The organism is Chloroflexota bacterium (assembly GCA_009840625.1).
Classification (GTDB): domain Bacteria; phylum Chloroflexota; class UBA11872; order UBA11872; family VXNJ01; genus VXNJ01.
This window is the reverse complement of record VXNJ01000001.1, coordinates 407,414-423,972: the sequence shown is the minus strand read 5'-3', so window position 1 is coordinate 423,972 and position 16,559 is coordinate 407,414. Positions and strand designations below refer to the sequence as shown.

The window sequence follows — 16,559 nt, the reverse complement described above, 5'->3', positions numbered from 1 at the left end:
CGCGCATTGCCGCATCGAGACTTGGCGTTAGTGACTGGCCAAACAGAATTGATCCTCTTTCTCAAGGCTTGCGCGAACGCCGGATTCGCGACTTTAGAATTGCAGTCGGTTAGTAAGTAATTCGTTTGGGGGTTCGGGCTGTGGTTTGTTCGATGGCTGCTAAGGAATTGTCGGATTTCCTAGGTTCTCGGGAGTATTCGACGGTATTGGCCGACCCGCCCTGGCGATTCATCAATAGAACCGGCAAGGTTGCTCCGGAGCACCGTCGCCTAAGTAGGTACGAGACGCTGAGCGTCGAAGAGATCTGCCAGTTACCTGTCGAGCCGAACCTAACCGAAACCGCCCACTGCTACCTATGGGTTCCGAATGCGCTGCTCCCGGAAGGGCTGCGCGTGCTGGCCGCCTGGGGATTTACATACAAAACGAATTTGATCTGGCACAAGGTCAGAAAGGACGGCGGGTCCGACGGGCGCGGGGTGGGGTTTTACTTCCGCAACGTGACTGAGTTGGTGTTGTTCGGAACGCGCGGGCGCAACGCCCGGACACTGGATCCGGGCCGCCGCCAAGTGAACTTGATCGCGAGCCGAAAACGCGAACATTCGCGCAAGCCCGACGAACTCTATTCGGTGATTGAAGGTTGTAGCAACGCGCCGTATCTGGAACTGTTCGGGCGCGGGAAACGGCCGAACTGGACCGTCTGGGGCGATCAGGCGATTGACGACTACGTTCCCGATTGGCCAACGTATCGGTACAACTCTGCGAGCCCGCTGAACCCGACAGGATGAGCCTGGAAGAGCTCTCGGCCGCCGGTTACGAGCTTGAGACTCGGAACCACGCTCGGGCGGTGCTGGAATCGGATTTTCCCGGCCCTCTTGCAGAAATCTGCGATTCGCTATTGGAACTGGAAATCTTCGACACCGAATTCATCAGGGGAGGCGGCGGCGAGTCGGCGATAACGCAGCGGTTAAAGCGCTCCCTCGCCGGCCGCGGTTGGAATACAAAGCGCGTTTTGACCCGGCAAATAGTCGACGAAAGCGAGTTTTCCTCCTCGACCTACGCGATCGATCACTATCGGCCGACGGAATCCGGCGCGATTGCGCTTGATATCGAGTGGAACAACAAGGATCCGTTCTTCGACCGTGACCTGGGCACATTCAGGCGCCTGCATGCTGTCGGCGCGGTCAGCGTAGGTGTGGTGGTGACTCGCGGCAGTTCGATTCAGGAGGAGTTGCCTACCATCGTCCGCGAATGTGCGCTCGCCCACGGCGTCGCCAGTCTAGAAGATCTGGGCCAATTCGAATTGGAGCCGACGTCTCGGCAGCGGCGGTTGATTGCGAATCGGCGCGAACCCGAGTTCATCGACGCCTGGACCGCGGTGTTCATTGCCGACAAGTTCGGGGCGGCAACGACGCACTGGTCAAAGTTGATGGATCGGTTAACGCGGGGCGTCGGAAACCCCTGCCCGCTCCTTTTGATCGGTATACCAGCCAGCGTGGTGACCCGCAGCCGGTAAGTGCCCGATCGGCCTTGCGGGTCCGCCCAGACAGCGTTCGCCTGTTAGGGAATGGTCGACTCTGGCTCTGCAGCCAGCGCCAGGTAGTCGCCCCGTATGTGGATATCGCGTTGAAGATACGGAATCTCGATGTCGACTTGGCGAACTTCGATTACCAGATGTAGGGCAGGTCGGTGAGCGTGGCGGCGCGTTGGCCGGAACCTCGCCCCAGCAATTACCTGGAAATTGAGCGCGAAATCGCCAAATTCGCGGGAGAACTCGCGCGATCCGGGCCCCCCGATCACGTCGGCGTGGTCCTCCATACCGCCCGTCAGGATGCCCATCACCATTTCGGGATCGGAGACGTATGCGACTCGGATATTCGCATTGCCCAAGACCAGCCAGGGTTACAACTGGGTGTTGCGCGCGTAGCGCGGGAAGGTTCGCCCCGCACGTCAGTGCGTTTAAGGGGTCTGAATCATCTCGGGCGAAACGACTCGCTCTGGCGCGGACGCAAACGTCCGCGCGCGACATTTGAAGACGCGGGGCAAGGGCGTTGCCCCATTGTCCGGTTCGAAAGGTACCCGATTCAGCGCAAAATGCGCTGGTCGCTCAGGTCCTTCCCGCCTACCGTCCGGGTTACCGATCCGCCCAGCAACTCCTTGACTTCCAAGTCGGCGAACGCGTTGACCACCGTATAGAAGGTCGGCAGGTCCTCCCACTTTGCCCGGTGAAAGGTAACCGATCCCTTCCCCACCTGATGGTCGATCACCTTGCGGTGGGGAGTATCGGACGGCGTCAACACGGCGTAGTGCAGGTCAGCCTCGCCCCAGAATTGCGTCTTCGGGATGTACTTGTAGTGCAACATCCCGTCGACCGGTTCGATTGGGCCTCGCTTGGTCGGGGCCGCGAGATCGTCCACTTGCAAGTCCATGAACTTGAATCCGAGCCAACCGGCGGTGCACCGAGTCTGGCCGCGGCAGACGCTCGGTTCCGGCAATTCGCAGTAGATCTTTGAAAAGCCGATGTCCTCGCGGCCCGTGATGATCGGGTCGGCGAGGTTTTCCCACAGCACGGTCAGGAACGGCCCCCGGGCACTGTCGACCTCTCCCTTGAACACGGACGGAAACGTGACTCCGAGAGTGTTGTAACCGCGCCCGGCCAGCCATTCGATCTCCTTGATGTAGGAGGCGGTCACGGTCACGATCGGCCGCTCGCCGACTTCGAATCCGGCCGGAAGCATCGCGTTCAGCTGATCTCGATTGGAGAGAAAACTGACCGACACGGACGTTGTCTTGGGATTGTCAAGGCACGAGAACTTGCGCCCGCCGGGACCCTGACGGGGGCCCAGCGAAGGGCCGAAGTGGGTGGGCATCCGGTACATTTTTCCCGGTTCAAATTGATACGGCATAGAGACCCCCTCGTTGTATCAGCGCATCATTCGGAAATCAGATACGGGTACATCGCCAGCGGGGTCGTTGCCAGCAGGCCGGCGTCCACCGGTAGCACGACCCCGGAAATCCAGCGCGCTTCATCGCTGGCCAGAAAAAGCGCCGCCATCGCCACGTCCCAGGCCGTGCCCTCGACGCCCAATGGCGCCGCCTTGCGGCGGAGTTGACGTATCTCGGCCGACATTCTCCCTTTTACGAGGGCGCCGAAGATATGGCCGGGGGCGATGCAATTCGTCCGGATGTTCTGCCGGCCGTGATGCCCGGCCATGTTTCGGGTAAGAGACACCACGCCGCCCTTGGCGACCGCGTACGGAAGATTGCGGGACGATCCCGTCGCAAGACCGTCGATCGACGAAATATTGACGATCGATCCGCCCCCGCCGGCGGCCATCGCGGGGACCGCGAATTTGGCCATCATCACCATGCTCTTCAGGTTCACTTCCAGGACTTCGTCCCACCGGGAGGATTCGAATTCCGTGACCGTTCCGGAACCGGTGATGCCCACGTTGTTGACCAGGACGTCCAGTTTTCCAAAACGCGCAACCGCCGCTTCAACCGCCGCCTCACACTCTGCTTCCTTCGTCACGTCCGCTCCGAACACGGAGACGAGGCCGCCTTCGGCCGCTATTTGCCGGCTGGTCTTTTCGGCGTTATCCGGGGATATATCCACGACCTGAACGCTCGCCCCCTCGCGGCTAAAGGCGATCGCCGTAGCAGAGCCGGTCCCTTCGATTTCATCGTCGCTCTTGCCGGCACCGGTGACGATTGCGACCTTTCCTTGCAACCGATCGGCCATCAGTAGCCCCGCCAGACTACCGCCCCGGATCGGTGCGGGTGCTGCCTCACCGCGTTTTCCAAAGCCCGACGCCGTCCCCGCCTATCCGCCCTGGCCGATACAGCGGTTGGCTCGCGACGGATTTGCAACCAGGGGCCCGGCGCTGTTTCTGCCCGGGACGATCTAACCCGGCGGATCTTCCGGCGCCGGCAGGGTGCCCGAGCGGATGTGGATGTCATGCTGCGGGAAGGGGATTTCAATACCGGCCTCGGCGAAGCGCTGGTACCAGGAGCAAAGCAGGTCGGTGAGCGTGCTCAACCGTTTGGCCGGCGCTTCGACCCAGTAGATGACGCGGAAATTGAGCGCGGAATCGCCAAACTCGCGGAAGAAGACGCGCGGTCCGGGTTCCTCCAGAACGTCGGCGTGGGCCTCCATCTCGCCCATCAGGATGCCCATCACCTGCTCGGGATCGGAACCGTAGGCGACTCCGATGTTCGCGTCACCCCGGACCCTGGTATTTGTCAGCGTCCAGTTATCGAAGTGATTGGTTATCAGGGCCGAATTGGGCATGATCACTTCGGTCCCGCCGAAGGTGCGGATGACGGTCGACCGCAACCCGATTGATTCCACGACCCCGGTGACCCCGGAAATTGAGATTACGTCGCCGTCCTTTACCGGGCGCTCGCCCAGCAGAATCACCCCGGATACGAAGTTCTCGGCGATGCGCTGCATCCCGAATCCAAGGCCGAGTCCGAGCGCCGACAGCGGAAGCAGGACCACGTTCAGGTCAAACCCCAGCGAGGAGGCGGAGACGTAGAACCCGATGAAGATCACCACCGCGCGCGTCAGGTTGGTGATCAGGGTTGCCAACGATCGGCCGATTCCCTGGCCGGCGATCCACTGATTGACCAGCTCGGCGGCGACCTGCGAGAGGTTCCAGGTCACCCAGACCATGATCAGCGCCAGGAACACCCCGCCGACGGTGAGCTCGGACTGCTGGATCTGGCCGAGGCTGAAACGTCCGACGCCCAGCTGTTCAACCGCCAGGTAGAAACCGATCAAGACGATCGCGACCTTGATGGCCCGCAGCGCGGCGCGGTCGGCCCCGGCGGAAAGATCCCAGCGGCGGTCAAGCCAGCGGTAGGCGAGCCAGGCCGCGATCCGCGAAACTATCAGCCCGGCCAGGGCCAGCCCGACCGCCACCGTCAGGCGGCCGGCCGAAAGCGTGTAGTCGCCAAGGACAAGCAACTCGTAGTTCCAGTATTCGGCCAATGGACTCCGCCGCTTCCGGGTCGATTCGAGGCTGAATCGCTGCGATTTTATGGACGCGCAATCTCCCCGCCGGCGCCCAAGGAAGGCAGACTTATGTGCTGGGCGCTCCGCTTACGGCGGAACTCCCGTCCCGACCAGGCAGAGACCACCGAGCGAGGCTGATGAACGACGGCAATTTCGTAAAGCGCAAGATCGAGAACGGCCAGGTATCGGTCGGCGCCTTCCTGAATCTCGGATCGCCAATGGCCGGCGAAGCCTGCATCGCCGCCGGCTACGACTGGGCGGTCGTCGATGCCGAACACGGCGCCTGGGACCTTGCGCTCACAACGGCGGCGTTTACTGCGATCGAGGCTCGCGGTGGCATCCCGATGGCCCGGGTCTGGGATCACGACAAGGAGACGATCAACCGCCTGCTCGATGCCGGCGCACTGGGAATCGTCCTGCCGCACGTCTCCACCGTCGAGCAGGCGGAAGCGTTCGCTTCGGCCTGCCGCTATCCCCCGCGCGGCCACCGCTCGGTGGGCTCTTCGCGGGCTACCCTGCTAAACCCCGCCTATCGCGGCGACTGGGCCAACGACAACATCCTGGTGATTCCACAGATCGAGGACCCATTGGGAGTCGAGAACGCGGCCGCCATTGCCGCCGTCGACGGCATCGACTGCATGTTCATCGGCCCCAACGATCTGGCGTTGGAAATGGGCCTGCGCGGAGATCAGGCCTATGTGGATCCCGGCCATCGCGCCGCCCTCAGCGCGATCCTGGCCGGCGCCCGTGCGGCGGGCAAACCGGCCGGCATCTCGGTCAGTTCGCCGACCCTGGCGCGCGAATTCGTTGAAGAAGGATTCACGCTGATCAACCTGAGCAACGATTTCCGCCTGCTGCAATCCGGCTGCGCCGAAGCCCTGGGGACGTTCGGCGGCTGAAGATCGATTGCGCGCCGGCGCTCAGCCGGGCCCGCGTTGCCCCGGATCCAATTTCAGCACCGGATTGGACAGCGTCCCGATGACCTGGTGCGAGATTTCGACTATGTCTCCGTCGCGGACCGCGCAGTCTTCCTCGACGATTATTCCGGTGCCGGTGGTCAGGATGGTCCCGGAATGGATCGGGTTGTTGCGGGTCAGGTGGCCGACCAAGTCGGAGAAGTGTCGCCTGATCAGCCCCAGGTCGACCCGGCCGGAGAAAATCGCCGCGCCGTCGCGGATGATTCGGGCCGAGAGCTCGCCCGCCCGCGGGTCGGGCAGTTCGTCGGCGGTGACGATCACCGGCCCGATAGCGATGCAGCCGTAAAAGACCTTGGACTGGGGCAGGTAGAGCGGATTGGCGCGCTCGATATCCCAGGCCGAGTTGTCGTTGCAAAGGGTGTACCCGAAGATCTGGCCGTCCGAAGCCAGCACGAGGGCCAGTTCCGGTTCGGGGGCGGTGAATTCCGAATCGGAGCGGATGGTAACCGCCTCGCCGGGGCCGACCGCGTGGCGGTGGTCCCCCTTGTAGAACAGTTCGGGTCGCTCGGCCAGGTAGACCTGGTCGTAGATCCCGGTCGGGGCGCTCATGTCCTCGTCGCGAAACTCGGCGCTCTTGCGGTAAGTGACCCCGGCCCCCCAGGCTTCGGGAATCCGCAGCGGGACCGCGAGACGCGGGCGGCCTGATCCGGATCCGGTCCGGAGCTGCTCGAGCGAAGGTCCGGCTTCGACCCCGGATGCGGCACCCACTTCTGCCAGCGACCGACCGGTCTCTTCGGCCGCGTTCACCAGTTCGATGAGGTCGGCGTGGTCGGTGAACGTCTCCACCTGGTCGCCGGCCAACCGCCCGCAGCGGCGGTTGCCTTCGACGTCGACATATCCAAGGAGCTTCATTCCGGGCTGGTCCTCCGGGAGGTGCGAACGGTGATCTGCAGGGTTTGGGCGCGCGCACCGAACAAGCGCGCCGCCGACCCGCTGGGTATCGCCAGTTCCAGATAGCCGGCGCTGCCCACGAGTGCTACCAAATGATCGTATTGGCTGTACGTGCGCGCCGGCGCACCCAGCTCCAGCACGCGCGCGCCGTCCTCCACCAGCACAGCCGCGTTGCCGGGATCCGGGATCTGCTCGCCGCGGATGTTGGTGACCAGGTTGCCGAAACGGTCCTGGTGGAGAACTCTCCCGCGCAGCTTGCCGTCGAGTTCGGCGGCGCGTTCGAGTTCGAGTCGGCGCGCCGCTTCAAGGGGGCGGCCCATGTCCGAGAGCAACGCATTCAGTTCGTCGTCGCCGGCCAACGCCAGGCGGGCGCCGACCGGAGCGAACACGTCGCGACCGTGGAACGTGTTGGAGACCTGGTCGCGCCAGTAGCCGGAGTTGGTCAGTTCGAAGAAATCGGCCGGTTCATCTGCGGCCCGCGCCGCCGCCGCCTGCGGCCACAGAATCCCGTTGTCGGGCCCCACCAGGATCGTCCGCGGGGTCACCAGGACCACGGCGGCCCGTTCTCCGCCGACTCCGGGATCGACAACCGCGATTACGACCGTTCCGGCGGGCAGGACCGGCAGGGCCGTCTCAAGCAGGAATGCGCCGTGCGCGATGTCGTGCGGGCGGACCGCATGCGAGATGTCCAATACCAGCGCATCTGGCGCGATCCCGGCCAGGACCGCCTTCATCTGGGCCACGTACGTATCGTCGAGGCCGAAATCGGTCAGCAAGGCGATCGGTCGCGTCATCGCGTCTAACCGGAGCCGCCGACGGCCTTGATGCCGTAGGCGGATCGGGCCGCCCGCACGCCGTGGCGGATAGCGGCGGCGAGGGCGTCCGCGGCCAGGGCGCCGACCAGGTCGGAACGCGTCTTGACCCGCCGCTCCCCGCAGGCGGCGGTGAATACCGTGTCGCCGTCGGATGCGGTGTGGGTCGGCCGAACCGCGCGCGCCATTCCGTCGTGGGCCATCTGTGCGACCCGGGTGGCGCCCAGCTTGTCCAGATCGGCGTTGCAGACGATTGCCGCGATAACGGTGTTTCCAAAGCCGTCGTCCATCAGCTGGTAGGACCGCTCCGGCTCGGTGACGACGCCGTCCACGCGCAGGCCCGCCAATTGCATCCCGCGCTCGTCGACGACCGTTCCCAGCGGATTGACCGCCGCCAGCGCCCCGACGATCAGCGGGCCGCGCTCGATCAGGGCGGCGCCCAGGCCGGACTTGGTCCCGTTCGGACCCGGTCCGGCGGTCGCCCCGGTTCCGGCTCCCACGTTGCCGCACTCGAAGCCGTCTCCGCCGGCGGCGCGGAAGGCGGCCGCGCCCTCGGCCGGCCCCGGCCAGACCGGTTCGGCGGTGGCCAGGTCAAAAACGACTGCGGCCGGCACGATCGGAACCGGTCCGGCCGGGGTAGGGTGGCCGCGACCCTCGGCGCGGAGCTGATCGGCGACGCCGCCGGCGGCCGACAACCCCAGCGCGCTGCCGCCGCAGAGCACGAGCGCATCGATCCGGTCGACGCTGCATTCGGGGGCCAGCAGCGCGATTTCGCGGCTTCCCGGCGCGGCTCCGCGGACGTCGACCCCGGCCACCGCCGGGGGATCGAACGCGAGCACCGTGCAGCCGGTGCCGGCCGGGGAATCCGTGTAGTGGCCGACCAGGAGGCCGTCGAGCTTGCCGAATCCGCCCCCGCCCGGAGTCAGGACCAGTCGCTGACCGGCACCCTCAGGCAACGCCTTCCCCGATTAAGTCGTCGACCCGGCGGCGCAGGGCGGTTTCGGCGTCAATCCCGAGATCGTCGGCTTCGGCGACCAGGTCGTAGATGCGATCGGCCAGCGCCGCAGCCGAGGCCGCCGAACCACCCGGGACGTCGCCTGGCTCCGGCCCGCCGCGGGCCCGCGCAATCTGCTCGCGGGCGTATTTGAGAGCGGGCAGGTACCCGGGGATGGGCTGGGACTGGGCAGGGGGTTTACGCGACCGTTCGTCGGCCTTCACCGACTGCCATATTTCTATCGCCTCGGCCGGATCGCGCGCGTTTGCATCGCCGAATACGTGCGGGTGACGGCGCACCAGCTTGGCGTTGAGCTCCGATATCACCTCGGCCACATCGAACTTGCCAGACTCGGCGGCAATCTGGGCCTGCATGAGGATTAGCAACAGCAGATCGCCCAGTTCTTCGGGTAGTCCGGCCAGGTCGCCGGTGCCGGCGGAGGCGACTTCGTAGGCCTCCTCGATCACGTACTGACCCATGTCCTGGATCCGGAGTGCCCGGTCCCAGGGACACCCCTCCTCCGAGCGCAGCACCGCCACCAGCTCGAGGGTTTCCCCCATTAGTTCCAGTGCGCGGCGGCGCGGGCCCGATTCGGATTCGGGAGCGTTCAATCAATCCCCAATTCGGTTAGCGCGGTTGCGGCGGCCCGTAGGGAGGACCGCTGGGCCAATTCTGGCAATTTGCCCGGCCAAATCGAACCAGGAAGGGTGCCGGTGAACATAGAATCCGCCGCATGTTCGACTTGCGCAAGACGCCGCTGCACCGCCACCACCTGGCGGCCGGTGCGCGCATGGTCGACTTCGCCGGCTGGAGCATGCCGGTCCAGTACGAGGGCCTGATTGCCGAGCACAGCTCGGTTCGCCAGTCTTGCGGCATGTTTGATGTTTCCCACATGGGCGAATTCCTGGTGGAGGGACCGCGGGCCGGGGACCTGCTCCAGCACCACTTCTCCAACGACGTCGCCCGATTGCGTGATGGCAGATCACAGTACACGCTGCTGCTCAATGAGGACGGCGGAGTCGTCGACGACGCCATGATCTACCGCTGGTCGGAAGACCGCTACCTGGTCGTGGTCAACGCCGCAAACCGCGAGGCCGACTGGGAGACTCTCTGCGATTCGGAATTTGATGCTGCGCTGCGCGACATCACCTTCGATTGCGCGCTCCTGGCGGTCCAGGGGCCCCGGACCAACGAATTAATCGAGGACCTGGTGGATTGCGACCTGACCGGGATCCGGCGCGCCGGGATCGTGGCCACGCGAATCGCCGGCCTGGATTGCTGGCTTGCCCGCACCGGCTACACCGGCGAGGATGGCTTCGAAATATTCCTTGAGGCGGGCGATGCCGCCGAGGTGTTTGCGGCGCTTTGCGACGCCGGCGTCGCCCCGGTCGGACTTGGTGCCCGCAACACCCTTCGCCTGGAAGCCGGCATGGCGCTGCACGGCCACGAGCTTTCGGCCGAGATCAATCCCTACGAGGCCAATCTGGGCGGAGTCGTCAGGCTAAAAAAGGGCCAATTCACCGGCAGCGAGCGTCTGACCCGGGTCAGGTTGGAGGGGCCGGCGCGGCGCCTCTTCGGTCTCAAGATGGAGTCCCGGCACGTGCCGCGCGACGGGTATGCCGTCAACACCGAGCACGGACCCGGTGAAGTCTCCTCGGGAACGTATTCGCCCACCCTGGAGTGCGGAATTGCGATGGCATTCCTGCCCGCTGACTGCAAAATTGGCGACGCCGTTGAGGTGATGGTCCGGAACCAAGCGGCACCGGCACGGCTATGCGAATTGCCGTTCTACTCCAACGTGCGGCGCTGGCGCGCAAAGCCGTCCTGAGATTTCGCTCCAAGACAACCGATCGACCCCGATTCGGAGGGCTACGTGAACCCCCAAGACCGCCGCTATTCGCGTGAGCACGAATGGGCCCGGCCGGAAACTGAATCCGAGTTCACGGTAGGCATCAGCGACTATGCCCAGAGTGAGCTCGGCGACATAGTCTTTGTCGAGTTGCCGGCGGTGGGCACGAGTTTCAAGCAGATGGAATCGTTCGGCGTCGTCGAATCCGTAAAAGCGGTATCCGACCTATATGCGCCGCTTTCCGGCGAAGTCGTGGCGGTCAATTCAGAGCTGGAAATGGCCCCCGAATTGGTCAACGACGAGCCATTCGGTGGAGGATGGATGATCCGGATGCGCATCGCCGATCCGGCCGAACTGGAATCGCTTCTGGATGCCGCCGCCTACGACGCGTTGACAGATGAGTTACGCGCCTAACACCGCCGACGATCAGAAGGTAATGCTGGACGCCATCGGCGTCCCGGCAATCGACGACCTCTTCGTCGACATCCCGTCCGAACACCGTGACCCGCAGCTGGGTGTCGGGCCGCCCATGGCCGAGATGGAGGTGCTTGAGCACCTGGGCCATCTGGCCGCCAAGAATCGTTCGCTGGGCGCCGGCCCGGCTTTCCTGGGGGGCGGCTGGTACGACCACTACGTTCCGGCCCTGGTTGACCAGATGTTGCTCCGCTCGGAGTTCTACACCGCTTACACGCCCTATCAGCCGGAAATATCGCAAGGCACCCTGCAGGCCATCTACGAGTTTCAGAGCCTGATCTGTGACCTGACCGGCCTGGATGCGGCCAACGCATCCATGTACGACGGCGCTTCAGCGCTGGCCGAAGCGACCGCGCTCAGCCTGGCGGCCACCGGCCGGTCGAAAGTGGTCCTTGCGGCGTCGGTCGACCCCGCCTGGCGCGCGGTGGTGGCGACCTACCTGGAGCCACTGGACGTGGAAATCTGTCAGCCCCGCACCTGGCGATCCGATGAATCCGCACTCACCGACGCCAGTACCGCGCTCTCCGATTCAATCGATTCCGACACCGCGTGCGTGGCCATCCAGCGCCCCAACTACCTGGGCTGGCTCGAACCGATCGACGCCGTAATTGCCGCCGCCCGCGAAGCCGGCGCGATGGTGATCGTGGCCGGTGAGCCGGTGGCCCTGGGCCTGATCAAACCCCCGGGCGACCTCGGCGTCGACCTCGCGGTCGGCGAACTCAGACATCTTGCCGGGGCCCCGGCCCTGGGCGGACCCGGCGCCGGCTACTTTGCGCTGGCGCAGCGTTACCTGCGACGGATACCGGGCCGGATCGCCGGCAGGACCCGCGACACGAACGGCAATGAAGGGTACGTCCTTACCCTGCAGACCCGCGAGCAGCACATCCGCCGTCAGCGGGCATCCTCAAACATCTGCACGAACCAGGCGCTGGTAGCGCTGGCCGCGACCATCCACCTCTGCGCCCTGGGCAAAGTGGGGTTGCAGAAACTGGCCACGCTGAGCCTGCAGAACGCCCACCGCGCCCTGGCGGCCGACTGGCCGACCGGGTTCGCGCCGGATGCGGCCGGCCCGGTGGTGCGCGAGTTCCCGCTGCGCTGCCCGATCCCGGCGGCGGCGGTCAACGACCATCTGGCCGAACGCGGCATCGTCGGCGGCATAGACCTCGGGCAGTTGGATCCGGCCCTCGACCACCATCTGCTGCTGGCTTTTACCGAGCGGTCCGGCGCCTCCGCCCTGGGATCACTTCTGGGCGCCCTGGAGAGCGTTTGATGCAGAGACGCGATCCGGTGATCTACGAGCTCTCGCAGGAGGGTCGCAGCGGAGTGGCTCTGCCCGACCCGGACCCGGCCCTGGGCGGACCCGAGGACCTGCTGCCGGCCGACCAGCTGCGCCAGGACCTGCCGCTTCCCCAGGTTTCGCAGGTGGACGTCGTGCGGCATTTCGTGCGGCTGTCGCAGAAGAACTTCTCGATCGACACCGACATGTATCCGCTCGGTTCCTGCACCATGAAGCAGAACCCCAAGATCAACGAAGCCACCGCCCGCCTTGAGGGATTCAACCGGATTCATCCCGGCCAGCCCGACGAGCAACTGCAGGGCGCCCTGGAACTGCTCTATCGACTCGGTAGCCAGCTCAAAAAGATCACCGGATTTGCCGGAGTGACCCTGCAACCCTCGGCCGGCGCCCAGGGGGAATTCGTCGGCCTGCAGCTGATCCGGGCCCACCACCTGGCCAACGGGGACCAGCGGCGCCGCATATTGATACCCGACTCGGCGCACGGCACCAATCCCGCCACCGCGTCGATGTGCGGATTCGAAAGCGTGGCAATTCCCTCGAACTCAGACGGTGAAATCGATTTCGACTTCCTGATGGGGGAACTTGACGAGACGGTGGCCGGGCTCATGATGACCGTGCCGAACACGCTGGGGATTTTCGAGACCCGAATCGGCGAAGTCTGCCGGGCCGCCCACGCGGTCGGCGCGCTGGTCTACTGCGACGGGGCGAACATGAACGCCATGCTCGGGCGGGTGCGGCCCGCCGACCTGGGGATCGACGTAATGCACCTGAACCTGCACAAGACGTTCTCGACCCCGCACGGCGGGGGCGGACCCGGCGCCGGGGCGCTATGCTGCGCCGAGCGACTAGCCCCTTATCTGCCGGTCCCAACGGTCGAACGCGACCCGGACGGCCGTTACCGGCGCCAATGGGATCGGCCGCGGTCGATTGGCAAAGTCCACTCGCACTTGGGCAATTTTGGAAACCTGGTGCGCGCCTACACCTACATCTGCTCCAACGGCGATGCCGGCCTGAAAGGCATCGCCGACAACGCGGTGCTCAATGCCAACTACCTGCGCACCCAACTGCAAGCTGACTACGATCTGCCCCACGACCGGATATGCATGCACGAGGTGGTCTTTTCCGGATCCCGCCAGAAAAGGCTGGGCGCCAGCACCCTCGACATCGCCAAACGCCTGATCGATCACGGTTTTCATCCGCCGACGGTCTATTTCCCGCTGGTTGTGCGCGAAGCGCTGATGATCGAACCTACCGAGACCGAATCGCGCCAGACCCTGGACAGATTCATCGCGGCGATGCGATCAATTGCCCGTGAAGCCGAAACCGAACCCGAAAAATTGCAACAGGCCCCGACCAGCGCGCCGGTGGGGCGGCTGGACGAGGCGACCGCGGCGCGGCGCCCCGACCTGCGCTTCCGGCATGCCTGACCTCCGCCGCATCCGGGGGCGCTGACCGCGCGGTGCCAGGTGACCGGGGCCGCCCGCCGCGCCGGATCGCCCACTTTGACCTCGATCAGTTTTTCGTGGCGGTCGAACGCGCCCGCGACTCGAGCCTGGCCGGAAAACCGGTCATCGTCGGTTATCCCGGGCCGCGCGGCGTAGTCTCGACCGCGTCGTACGAAGCCCGCGCGTTCGGAGCCCATTCCGCCCAGCCCATGGCCGAAGCACTGCGGCTCTGTCCCCAGGCGGTGGTGATCGCCCCGCAGCGGCGGCGCTACCAGGCGGCTTCGGAGCAGTTCCATCGGATCCTCTCCGCCCATGTCCCGATAGTGCAGCCGGGCGGTCTGGACGAGGCCTACGCGGACCTGACCGGCGTTGAAGCCGGCGATCCAGAGGGTCCGCGGCGGGTCGCCGAAGGTGTCCGCAGCGACGTGTCCGACCAGATCCAGGTCAGGGTGTCGGTCTGCATCGCCGGCGGCCGCACCACCGCCAAGGTCGGATCGGACAAGGTCAAGCCCGACGGCCTGCTGGAGATTCCCCCGGGTGGCGATGCGGCCTTCCTGGCACCGCTGCCGATCCGCGTTCTCCCTTCGGTGGGGCCGCAGTTCGCCGGCCAGTTGAAGCGAGCGGGGGTCGAAACGATCGGCGATGCGGCCGCCCTGTCCAAGCAGTGGCTGGCAGAGCAGTTCGGACGCCGCGGCATTGTTCTTTCCGATCGCGCCCGCGGGGTGGATCCGACTCCGGTGACGGGCGGCTCGGCGCCCGCCAAGCAGGTCTCGCGCGAGACGACCTTTGACGCCGACATAACCGCCAAGTCGCACATGCGGCAGGTCGTGGGCCAACTGGCCGCTTCGGTTGCCGCCGATTTGCGCAGTGGCGGCCGGCGCGCTCGCACCATTACCTTGAAGTTGCGCTGGTCGGACTTTTCCACGATCACCCGATCCCAGACGCTCCCCCAGCCGGTATATGACACCGAGGCGGTCGCTGCGGCTGCCGACCGGCTGCTTCGCCGCGTCATAGCCGGCGCCCCCGGTCGGGCGGTGCGGTTGCTGGGGATTTCGGCCGGCAATCTCGAAACGCCGCTGAGGCAGCTGGAGATGGAATCGATTTCCGGGGCGGATAGGTCCGATCGCCAGCGGCGCCGTGCCGAACGCCGGGACGCGGCCCTCGACGCCATCCGGCGGCGCTTCGGGCCCCGGGCGTTGCGCCGCGGTCTTGCGCGCGAGGAGGACTGACCATATGGCTTCGGCGCGCGCGGTACGGCTATCCAAATCTCGCTACATTGCCGGACGACAGTGCCCGCTGCAACTCTGGTACCGGGTCTACGACCCGCCCGCCGACGGGTTCGATCCGGTTTTCTGGGAGGGCGCCGAGGAAACGGCCCGCGCCCTTTTCCCCGGCGGGCGGTCCGGCAGCGCGCCCGGGGCGGCGGGTGGCGCCGACATCGCCAGGACCGCGTCGTTGCTGACCGACCCCGGCTGCCCGGCTATCTTCGAGGCCGCATTCGCGCACGACCGCCTGCTAGCGGTAGTCGACGTGCTTCAGCGCCACGGGGAAAGCTGGGACCTGATCGAGGTCAAGACCGCCACCCGCTACGACCCGACCCGCGGCTCGGCGGTGAGCCAGCCGCACATTACCTATGACGTGGCCTTCCAGCGTGAAGTTCTGCGACGCGCCGGAATCCCGGTGCGCAAGTCATGGGTCTACCACTTGAATCCGGAATACGAGCGGCGAGGTGAATTGGACCTCGAAGCCCTATTCCGGCGCCGGGAAGTTACCGACCTCTGCGAGGAATTGGCCCCCCAGATACAGGCGGAAATCGAGGAATTCCTGGCGCTCACCCCGGCCACCGCTCCGGCCGCCGAACCGGGCAGCCGCTGCCGGAGCCCCTTTGAGTGCGATTTCCAGGACCGGTGCTTTGCGAGAAAGCCGCGGCATTGGATCTTCACCCACCTGAATCGGCTTAACCACCACCACCGACGCTGGCTGGCCGAGGGCGGCGTCGAGTCGGTCCTCGAACTCGACGCCACCAACACCGCCCGGCTCCCGGACGGGGCGCGCCGCCGTCATTTGCGGTTTCGCGACGTCTACGCAACCGGCCGGCCCCACATCAGCCCCGAGCTCGCAGACGACCTCGAGCCCCTGGGACCGCCGTCGGCGTATTTGGACTTTGAAACCATCAGTCCGCCCATCCCGCGCTTTGACGGGACTTCACCGTTCCAGCAGCTGCCGTTTCAATACTCGTTGCACCTGTGGTGGGGCGATGAAGATCTTCGCCACTTCGAGTACCTGGCCCCGGCCGCCGACGATCCGCGCCTGGGATTGGCGCGGCACCTTGTCGGATCGCTGGCTCATTTTCCAACCGGACCGATCCTGTCCTACAACGCCAGCTTCGAGCGCAGCTGCGTGGATTCGTTGATTCGCCGGGCCGGCGAATCCGATTCGGCACTGGCCGATTCGCTCATCGGCGTGCGCGACCGCATCGTCGATCTCCTGCCGGTCGTTTCCGCGAACGTCATCGCCGCCGGATTCAAGGGCTCCTATTCGATGAAAGCGGTCGCACCGGCGGTGCTTGGCGAGGGCAGCGGTTACGACGAAGCTGAAATCTCCGACGGCCTGGCCGCCCAGCGCGCGTTCGAGGATCTCGCCGCCGGTCGAATCCGGGGCGGACGGGTCGAACAGGTTCGGCTCGCGCTCCTCGCCTACTGCAAGTTGGACACCCTAAACCTGCACCGGCTGCACCGGGCCCTAATGGACCCGCGGCAGCTTGCCCGGTCCCTCACCGCTGATCCGGCATCGGCATGAATTGCGC

The 16,559-nt window shown here is 65.5% G+C and carries 17 protein-coding genes; 9 read left to right on the top strand and 8 right to left on the bottom strand.

What is annotated here, in order from left to right; all coding sequences use genetic code 11:
* The first annotated feature begins 152 nt into the window (after positions 1-152).
* On the top strand, positions 153-785 hold the full coding sequence (locus F4X41_01870) for an S-adenosylmethionine-binding protein (GenBank protein ID MYB15772.1): 633 nt from the start codon (positions 153-155) through the stop codon (positions 783-785).
* Positions 782-1,513: a restriction endonuclease gene (locus F4X41_01865; protein ID MYB15771.1), complete on the top strand. Its 732-nt coding sequence runs from the start codon at positions 782-784 to the stop codon at positions 1,511-1,513. The genes F4X41_01870 and F4X41_01865 overlap by 4 nt, the downstream gene beginning before the upstream one ends.
* A gap of 44 nt (positions 1,514-1,557) precedes the next feature.
* Here F4X41_01865 and F4X41_01860 read toward each other — a convergent pair whose 3' ends face one another.
* From F4X41_01860 to F4X41_01845, 4 genes are all read right to left on the bottom strand, one after another.
* On the bottom strand, positions 1,558-1,836 hold the full coding sequence (locus F4X41_01860) for a hypothetical protein (protein MYB15770.1): 279 nt from the start codon (positions 1,834-1,836) through the stop codon (positions 1,558-1,560).
* A gap of 245 nt (positions 1,837-2,081) precedes the next feature.
* Positions 2,082-2,903, bottom strand: coding sequence for a hypothetical protein (locus F4X41_01855; protein MYB15769.1), 822 nt, complete (start codon positions 2,901-2,903; stop codon positions 2,082-2,084).
* Positions 2,904-2,929: 26 nt separating this feature from the next.
* Positions 2,930-3,739 (bottom strand): SDR family oxidoreductase, encoded by an 810-nt coding sequence (locus tag F4X41_01850; protein ID MYB15768.1) that lies wholly within the window; start codon positions 3,737-3,739, stop codon positions 2,930-2,932.
* A 162-nt stretch (positions 3,740-3,901) separates the two neighbouring features.
* Positions 3,902-4,990, bottom strand: coding sequence for a mechanosensitive ion channel (locus F4X41_01845; protein MYB15767.1), 1,089 nt, complete (start codon positions 4,988-4,990; stop codon positions 3,902-3,904).
* A gap of 161 nt (positions 4,991-5,151) precedes the next feature.
* Between F4X41_01845 and F4X41_01840 the strand changes: the two genes are divergently transcribed.
* Positions 5,152-5,913, top strand: a complete 762-nt coding sequence (locus tag F4X41_01840; GenBank protein ID MYB15766.1) for a hypothetical protein — start codon at positions 5,152-5,154, stop codon at positions 5,911-5,913.
* 21 nt (positions 5,914-5,934) lie between these two features.
* Here the strand turns inward: F4X41_01840 and F4X41_01835 are convergent, their stop codons facing one another.
* From F4X41_01835 to F4X41_01820, 4 genes are read right to left on the bottom strand one after another with little or no spacing between them, the layout of a single operon-like run.
* Positions 5,935-6,843 carry a 2-keto-3-deoxy-D-arabinonate dehydratase gene (locus tag F4X41_01835; GenBank protein ID MYB15765.1) on the bottom strand — a complete coding sequence of 303 codons (909 nt, stop codon included), beginning with the start codon at positions 6,841-6,843 and terminating at the stop codon, positions 5,935-5,937.
* Entirely contained in the window at positions 6,840-7,676 is an 837-nt protein-coding gene (locus F4X41_01830; GenBank protein MYB15764.1) for an SAM-dependent chlorinase/fluorinase, read from the bottom strand. The genes F4X41_01835 and F4X41_01830 overlap by 4 nt, the downstream gene beginning before the upstream one ends.
* Positions 7,677-7,681: 5 nt before the next feature.
* Entirely contained in the window at positions 7,682-8,620 is a 939-nt protein-coding gene (locus F4X41_01825; protein ID MYB15763.1) for a P1 family peptidase, read from the bottom strand.
* Positions 8,621-8,642: 22 nt separating this feature from the next.
* Entirely contained in the window at positions 8,643-9,299 is a 657-nt protein-coding gene (locus tag F4X41_01820; protein MYB15762.1) for a hypothetical protein, read from the bottom strand.
* A gap of 122 nt (positions 9,300-9,421) precedes the next feature.
* Here F4X41_01820 and gcvT point away from each other — a divergent pair, with 122 nt between their 5' ends.
* The 6 genes from gcvT to F4X41_01790 are packed head-to-tail and all read left to right on the top strand — an operon-like array spanning position 9,422 to position 16,552.
* A complete protein-coding gene (gene gcvT / locus F4X41_01815; protein ID MYB15761.1) occupies positions 9,422-10,516 on the top strand; it encodes a glycine cleavage system aminomethyltransferase GcvT in 1,095 nt (364 codons plus the stop codon).
* 45 nt (positions 10,517-10,561) lie between these two features.
* Positions 10,562-10,951: a glycine cleavage system protein GcvH gene (gene gcvH / locus F4X41_01810; protein ID MYB15760.1), complete on the top strand. Its 390-nt coding sequence runs from the start codon at positions 10,562-10,564 to the stop codon at positions 10,949-10,951.
* Positions 10,935-12,281, top strand: coding sequence for an aminomethyl-transferring glycine dehydrogenase subunit GcvPA (locus tag F4X41_01805; protein MYB15759.1), 1,347 nt, complete (start codon positions 10,935-10,937; stop codon positions 12,279-12,281). The genes gcvH and F4X41_01805 overlap by 17 nt, the downstream gene beginning before the upstream one ends.
* Positions 12,281-13,735 carry a glycine dehydrogenase subunit 2 gene (locus F4X41_01800; protein ID MYB15758.1) on the top strand — a complete coding sequence of 485 codons (1,455 nt, stop codon included), beginning with the start codon at positions 12,281-12,283 and terminating at the stop codon, positions 13,733-13,735. The genes F4X41_01805 and F4X41_01800 overlap by 1 nt, the downstream gene beginning before the upstream one ends.
* The gene (dinB, locus tag F4X41_01795) at positions 13,645-14,982 is read left to right on the top strand and encodes a DNA polymerase IV (GenBank protein MYB15757.1); all 1,338 of its coding nucleotides are present in this window, start codon (positions 13,645-13,647) and stop codon (positions 14,980-14,982) included. Before F4X41_01800 ends, dinB begins: the two co-directional genes overlap by 91 nt.
* A 4-nt stretch (positions 14,983-14,986) precedes the next feature.
* Positions 14,987-16,552: a DUF2779 domain-containing protein gene (locus F4X41_01790; protein ID MYB15756.1), complete on the top strand. Its 1,566-nt coding sequence runs from the start codon at positions 14,987-14,989 to the stop codon at positions 16,550-16,552.
* Positions 16,553-16,559 lie beyond the last annotated feature (7 nt).

Bases quoted from the DNA above. Each gene is read 5' to 3' on its own strand.
- F4X41_01850 (MYB15768.1), bottom strand. From the start codon at position 3,739: ATGGCCGATCGGTTGCAAGGAAAGGTCGCAATCGTCACCGGTGCCGGC.
- F4X41_01870 (MYB15772.1), top strand. From the start codon at position 153: ATGGCTGCTAAGGAATTGTCGGATTTCCTAGGTTCTCGGGAGTATTCG.
- F4X41_01835 (MYB15765.1), bottom strand. From the start codon at position 6,843: ATGAAGCTCCTTGGATATGTCGACGTCGAAGGCAACCGCCGCTGCGGG.
- F4X41_01805 (MYB15759.1), top strand. From the start codon at position 10,935: ATGAGTTACGCGCCTAACACCGCCGACGATCAGAAGGTAATGCTGGAC.
- F4X41_01860 (MYB15770.1), bottom strand. From the start codon at position 1,836: ATGGGCATCCTGACGGGCGGTATGGAGGACCACGCCGACGTGATCGGG.
- F4X41_01840 (MYB15766.1), top strand. From the start codon at position 5,152: ATGAACGACGGCAATTTCGTAAAGCGCAAGATCGAGAACGGCCAGGTA.
- F4X41_01865 (MYB15771.1), top strand. From the start codon at position 782: ATGAGCCTGGAAGAGCTCTCGGCCGCCGGTTACGAGCTTGAGACTCGG.
- F4X41_01800 (MYB15758.1), top strand. From the start codon at position 12,281: ATGCAGAGACGCGATCCGGTGATCTACGAGCTCTCGCAGGAGGGTCGC.
- F4X41_01855 (MYB15769.1), bottom strand. From the start codon at position 2,903: ATGCCGTATCAATTTGAACCGGGAAAAATGTACCGGATGCCCACCCAC.
- F4X41_01830 (MYB15764.1), bottom strand. From the start codon at position 7,676: ATGACGCGACCGATCGCCTTGCTGACCGATTTCGGCCTCGACGATACG.
- F4X41_01790 (MYB15756.1), top strand. From the start codon at position 14,987: ATGGCTTCGGCGCGCGCGGTACGGCTATCCAAATCTCGCTACATTGCC.
- gcvT (MYB15761.1), top strand. From the start codon at position 9,422: ATGTTCGACTTGCGCAAGACGCCGCTGCACCGCCACCACCTGGCGGCC.